Annotated in this window: 5 protein-coding genes, 3 tRNA genes and 1 rRNA gene; 6 read left to right on the top strand and 3 right to left on the bottom strand. The window is 27.6% G+C overall.

All coding sequences use genetic code 11. From position 1 onward, the window contains the following. From rrf to AC4FQW_RS09295, 4 genes are all read left to right on the top strand, one after another. Positions 1-88 (top strand): 5S ribosomal RNA (gene rrf / locus AC4FQW_RS09310); the annotation flags it as partial. A gap of 7 nt (positions 89-95) precedes the next feature. Then, positions 96-171, top strand: a tRNA-Phe gene (locus AC4FQW_RS09305). Positions 172-181: 10 nt separating this feature from the next. Further along, a tRNA-Ala gene (locus AC4FQW_RS09300) sits at positions 182-257 on the top strand. 245 nt (positions 258-502) lie between these two features. Then, positions 503-1246: a peptidylprolyl isomerase gene (locus AC4FQW_RS09295; protein WP_491148693.1), complete on the top strand. Its 744-nt coding sequence runs from the start codon at positions 503-505 to the stop codon at positions 1244-1246. Positions 1247-1398: 152 nt separating this feature from the next. On the opposite strand, the gene AC4FQW_RS09290 is transcribed toward AC4FQW_RS09295, so the two are convergent. The 3 genes from AC4FQW_RS09290 to AC4FQW_RS09280 all read right to left on the bottom strand — a co-directional run bounded on the left by AC4FQW_RS09290 (position 1399) and on the right by AC4FQW_RS09280 (position 3829). Beyond that, positions 1399-2064, bottom strand: coding sequence for an HAD family hydrolase (locus tag AC4FQW_RS09290; RefSeq protein ID WP_491148692.1), 666 nt, complete (start codon positions 2062-2064; stop codon positions 1399-1401). A gap of 85 nt (positions 2065-2149) precedes the next feature. Next, the gene (locus AC4FQW_RS09285; protein ID WP_491148691.1) at positions 2150-3496 is read right to left on the bottom strand and encodes a [Fe-Fe] hydrogenase large subunit C-terminal domain-containing protein; all 1347 of its coding nucleotides are present in this window, start codon (positions 3494-3496) and stop codon (positions 2150-2152) included. Positions 3497-3753: 257 nt separating this feature from the next. Next, positions 3754-3829: transfer RNA gene (locus AC4FQW_RS09280), tRNA-Pro, on the bottom strand. Positions 3830-4268: 439 nt separating this feature from the next. Between AC4FQW_RS09280 and AC4FQW_RS09275 the strand changes: the two genes are divergently transcribed. Together AC4FQW_RS09275 and AC4FQW_RS09270 are read left to right on the top strand one after the other, a co-directional pair. Then, a complete protein-coding gene (locus AC4FQW_RS09275) occupies positions 4269-5567 on the top strand; it encodes a C40 family peptidase (RefSeq protein WP_491148689.1) in 1299 nt (432 codons plus the stop codon). Between the two features lie 128 nt (positions 5568-5695). Then, positions 5696-6451 carry a tRNA1(Val) (adenine(37)-N6)-methyltransferase gene (locus AC4FQW_RS09270; protein ID WP_303127691.1) on the top strand — a complete coding sequence of 252 codons (756 nt, stop codon included), beginning with the start codon at positions 5696-5698 and terminating at the stop codon, positions 6449-6451. Positions 6452-6453: the final 2 nt, after the last annotated feature.

Here is a 6453-nt window from a genome sequence, read left to right as displayed (position 1 = left end):
CCTTCCCATTCCGAACAGGAAAGTTAAGCTCTATAGCGCCAATGGTACTGCATGGGTGACCGTGTGGGAGAGTAGGACGTTGCCAGGTATGGTGTGGCTCGATAGCTCAGTCGGTAGAGCAGAGGACTGAAAATCCTCGTGTCGCTGGTTCGATTCCTGCTCGAGCCACCATACAAATTTTGGGGGTATAGCTCAGCTGGGAGAGCACCTGCCTTGCACGCAGGGGGTCAGGAGTTCGAATCTCCTTACCTCCACCAATTTTAAGATGTTCATTAGAACATCTTTTTTTACTTTTAAAAAGAATTAAATAAATTTATAAACAAATACTATAAAAACTGTGGATATTTTTATTTTAAAAGACAAAAATCTGTGGATAAATTTTAAATAATGAAGAAATTTCGTAATAAATATTTTGAAAAAATAATTTACGTTGTTAATTTATAAGTATATTGGTAAAATTAAATAGTATAATAAATTACTTATCTAAAAAGGAGAAGATAATATGGAAAACAAAATATTAGCAACAGTTGGTTCAGAAGAAATAACTGAAAAGGATTTAAATGATATAATTTCAAAATATCCAGAAGATAGAAGATTAATGTTTGAAAATGAAAATGGAAGAAAGCAATTATTAGAGCAAATAATATCTTTTGAATTATTTAATAATTTAGGAAAAGAATTAAAGTTAAATGAAACTGATGAATATAAAGAAACTGTTGAGCGTTTAGCTAAAGAAATATTAACTCAAATGACTATTTCAAAGGTATTAGCTGATGTAACAGTTACAGATGAGGAAGCAAAGGAATTCTATGAAGCAAATAAAGAAAGATTTGAAGAACAACCTACAGTTTCAGCTAAACATATTTTAGTTGACAATGAAGGGGATGCTATAAAGATTAAAGAAGAAATCGATAATGGAATGACTTTTGAAGAAGCTGCAAGCAAGTATTCAAGCTGTCCATCAAAAGAGCAAGGTGGAAATCTTGGAGCATTTGGTAGAGGTATGATGGTTCCTGAATTCGAAAAAGCTGCATTTGAAGCAGAAGTAGGAAAAGTGACAGAGCCAGTACAAACTCAATTTGGATATCATTTAATATTAGTTGAATCTAAGAATGATGCTAAAGTTAGACCTTTTGAAGAAGTTAAGGATGGAGTTGTTCAACAATTACTTCAAGAAAGACAACAAAGAAAATACTTAGATGTATTAAAAGAATTAGAAGGAAAATATGGCGTTACTAGAAAATAATAAGTACACATATATGTAAAGGGAATTTTCGAAAGAGAATTCCCTTTTTGTGTACCTATATTTAAAAATTAAATTTTATAGATTTTTTATTCTAATAATAATTTTTTATATGATATTATATTTATAATATCGTATAAAAAATAAATCAAGCTTTATATAACCATATCTTTTGATGGAATTAATTCAAAAAAGTCTGATATAAATTTATCTGATAGTGAAATTAAATTATCCTTGTCAGATAAACTTCTTTCGTCTTCTACTGCTACAACTTTCATATTAGCTTTTTTAGCACCTTTTACAGCTTGTACAATGTCTTCAAATACAATACAATTTTTAGGATTTACATTCAATTTTTTTGCAGCTAATAAATAAACATCTGGTTCATGTTTACCTACGGATACTTCATCTGTAATTGTTATAGAATCAAAATAAGAATATATTCCATTTTTCTTTAATGTTAGCTCTAATAATTCTTTAGAATTACTAGTAGCTAGGCCGATTTTTATATTTGATTTTTTTAGAAAATCAAGAAATTCTTTGACACCTTTTTTTAATTTTATATTATTTGAATAATGATAATTAGCCATATCATGCCAACAATTTTTTATTTCATCTAATGAATCTTTTAATTGGAATTTTTCTTTGAAGTATATAGCAACTTGATTAAAGCTTAAGTGTCCAATTTCAGCATTTAAATTTTCAGGAATTGGTATATTTTTATTTGTTAAATAATCAATATCTATTTTATCCCATATCCACATAGAGTCTATTAGTGTTCCATCTAGATCAAATATTGCAGCTTCTACGTTATCAAACATTCTGTACCTCCTTTTATGTTAATAAAAAACTGTAGGAATTAAAAAATAAAACCTACAGTTTATTATACAATAGTATTGAAAGCTATTAAAAATTTCTATGAAAAATTTTAGTTTTTTCTTCATCCAATAAATCTTCAAAATCATTTATACCCAATCTTTTAAATAAATCTATTATTATATCACTATGAGTTGGGATTTTTATAGGTGATGAATATGCAAATTCCTTTACATATTTAGTACCGTTATTTGTATCTATTAGTTTTTTAGGACCACCTACACATCCACCAATACATCCCATGCCTTCGATAAAGTTAAATTTAGTATTAGAACTTTGTATTTCGGTTAACAATTCTTTACAAGATTTAACTCCACTTGCACTTTTGCCTTTAAATAGTGATGCTTTATCAGGATATAATTCTTTTACCGCATCATTTATAGCTTTAGTTACACCGTTAGCTTTTGCGTAAAGTCTACCGCATCTAGAAGCATATTCACTGGTAACGGTTTCTTGTAATTGTGATGGATCTATATTTAGGGTTTCAAATAATCCTTTAACTTCTTCAAAAGTCAAAACTAAATCAACATCACCTATTAAATCTTTTTCCCTTGCTTCAGCTTTTTTAGCTATACAAGGACCTATAAATACAATTTTTACATCGCTATTAAGGTATTTTATAACTCTAGCAGCAGCTATCATTGGAGATACTGAAGGTGTTACATGTTTGACTAGAGAACTATAAACTCCTTTTATCATTCCAATCCACATTGGACAGCAACAAGAAGTTATAAGTAAATCATTGAAGCTATTTATATGACTATTAAATTCACAGGCTTCTTTTATTGTTAGCATATCAGCAGCAAATGCTACTTCTATCATATCAGTAAACCCGAGTTTTATAAAAGCAGTTCTAAGTTGATCCATTGATACATTTTCACCAAATTGACCAATTATTGCAGGAGCAACTGTTGCTATTACTTTAGTATTATTTTTCAATAATTCTAATAGTGGAAGTATTTCTATTTTTTCAAGATAATGTCCATCATCACAACTAGAAACACAAATACCACAGTCGGTACATAAATTATTATCAATATAAATATTATTATTTTTTGAATCTTTTAATATAGCATCAAATGGACATGCTTTTTGACAAACAGTTTTGGAGTTAATATCAGTATTACAAGAATTACATTTTGAAATTTTTTCAACTAATTTAGTTTTTACTGAGTAGTCAGTAATAGATTTCTTTAAGTTATAAATAAAGTTATCTCCTTTAGGCACAGATACTCCACATAAAGATGAAATAATATGTTTTAGAGTTTCATTTGAAAAATCATTAGATTTAAGAATTTTTTCTACTTCTTTATCAAAATTATCATTATAATAAGAAGAAATTAGTTTGTTAAGTATATCTTTATACTTTTTATTCATAGATTTCACTCCTAAGAAATTAATAGTAATCATGTTAATATTATTTATATTTTTGTCAATAATAATACTTAGAATATAAATTTTTATAGATTAAGGAGTTTTTAATTTATGGTATATTTTGCATTAGGGTATATAGGGATTTTTATAATAACATTATCATTGTGTAAAGCAGCTAAATTAGGAGATAAATATATAGAAGAAAATTATAAGGAATAGATAAATAAAAAAAAGACTATGAAATACTTCATAGTCTTTTTTGGTCGGGGTGACAGGTCTCGAACCTGCGACCTCATGGTCCCAAACCATGCGCGCTACCATCTGCGCCACACCCCGTAGCGACAAAAAATATTATATATGAATAAATAAACAATGTCAATATGTTTATAATTTATTAAAAAAGGTTACAATTTTGTAATTTATGTGTTATTATATATATGTCAATAAATTAATAGTATGTGAAAATTTTAGATATAATATTTAATTTATAAAATTACAGATTATAAATAAAATACTATGTTTATTGAAAAAAATACAATAAATTGTAATATTAATTTAAATTGTTTCAAAATTAATATTAATATATTTTTATTGCATATTACTGTAAACAATATCACGTCAGAAATAAAATGTTTCAAATTTTTTATTGACCTTAATTAATATGTAATAAATTACGGTTGTACCATTTATAATGTGATGTTATAATAATAAATGTATTTTTTTACTAGATACACATTTTGAAAGGGGGGAGGTTCTAGAAAGAACCGATTAACTCATGAAGAAAAAAATAGTTGCAGCTGTTATTGCAGGTATGTTAGTTATGAATTCTGCTATCCCTGCATATGCTACACCAAGTAATAAAGAAGTGAATCAAGCAAGAGATGAATATGCTGAATTAGGAGCAAAAATTTCAGGAATACAACAAAAAATAGACGAATTAAATGTTAAAATAGAACCATTAGTTGAAAAAGTAAAAAGTAATCAAAGTGAAATAGACAGTACTAAAAAAGCAATTGATACAACTGAAAAAGAAGTTGAGAAAACTAAGGAAGATATCAAAAAACAAGAAGGTGTTTTAGGTGGAAGACTTAGAGAGCTTTATAAAAATGGTGGACAAACTAGCTACCTTTCATTAATATTTGGAGCACAAAGTCTATCAGATTTAATAGGAAAAATTGATTCTGCAAGCAGATTAGTAAATATTGATAAAGATGTTGCAGATCAATTAATTGAAAATAAAAAAGATTTAGATCAAAAAGTTACATCACTTCAAGAAAAGAATAAAAAGTTAGAAGAATTAAATGTGGAAACTAAGAAAGAATTAGCTAATTTTGAAAATTTAAAGAAAGAACAAGAAAAATTATCAGAAGATGCTAAAGTAGCACAAAAAGAATTTGATTCAAAATATCTTTCAAAGATGGAAAGACAAATTATATCAGGACAAATTGATGTTATAAATAACTCAAATAGTTCAATTGATGCTTTAAAATCAGCAGTTTCACAATTAAAAGATTTAAAAGCTAATCAAATTAAGAGTCCAACTGTATTATCAGAAATAGATTCTGCTATATCAAAAGGACAAGATGCTATTTCTAAAAAGCAAAGAGAAGAAGCAGATAGACAAGCTGCTGCTAATAGAGGTGGATCAACAAGCAGTTCTTCATCAAATAGTGGATCATCAAACAGTGGTAGTGGATCAAATGGAGGTAGTGCATCTGTTCCATCAGCACCATCTGGAAGCGTACAAGCAGTTTTAAATGAAGCATATAAGCACCTAGGAAAGCCATATGTATTTGGAGCAACAGGACCAGATTCATTTGACTGTTCAGGATTTACAAGTTATGTATATCGTAAAGCAACAGGAATAGATATAACTAGAACTACATTTAGCCAAATTGGAGTTGGAAGACCTGTATCTAGAGATCAACTTCAACCAGGTGATTTAGTATTCCCACATACTGGACACGTTGGAATATATGTAGGTAATGGAAATATGATACATGCTCCACATACAGGAGATGTTGTAAAAGTATCACCAGTTTGGAAATTCTACGCAGCAAGAAGAGTATTATAATAAAATTTTATTTGACTTATAGAGATCTTAGAAGCTTCTAAGATCTCTTATTTTTTTATCGAGTTGTTAACTAATTTTTTATAATGTATAATTAAAAAAGAATTTTAGATGTAAAAGGATGATTACATATGCAAGTAAATAAAGATAATTTAGTAAGGTCTGATGAAAATATAGATGATTTACAACTTAATGGTTTAATGTTAATTCAAAAAAAGGACGGATTTAAATTTGGGATTGATGCTGTTCTTTTATCAGATTTTGCTAATGTAAAAAAGAAACATAAAGTAATAGATTTTTGTACTGGAACTGGTATAATACCTTTTTTATTATATGGTAAATATTCACCTATACATATAACAGGAATTGAAATACAAGATGATATGGTTGAAATGGCAAAAAGAAGTGTAGAGTTGAATAATATAGATAATATTAATTTTATAAATATAGATTTAAAGGATATAAATTATTTAAAAACTTTAGAAAAAGTAGATATTGTAACTGTAAATCCTCCATATAAACTTAATAATGCAGGAATAGTTAATCCATCAGATAAATTATCAATAGCAAGACACGAAATAATGTGTAATTTAGAAGATGTTATAAAGGCTTCAAGAACTGTATTAAAAGACAATGGTAGATTATTTATGGTACATAGGCCTGAAAGACTTATAGATATTTTTATGTTAATGAGAAAATATAAAATAGAGCCAAAAAGAGTAAGAATGATTCATCCTAATAAAAATAAAGCACCTAATATAGTTTTAGTTGAAGGGCAAAGAGATGGTGGAGCATTTTTAAAATGGGATACACCTCTTTATGTTTATAATGAAAATGGAAGTTATTCAGAGGAAATAAATAGAATATATGGTAGAGAGGAGAAGTAAAA

Source organism: Clostridium sp. TJA085 (assembly GCF_058310235.1).
Note: the sequence above shows the minus strand (reverse complement) of the source record. Positions and strands in the feature narration are given on the sequence as shown.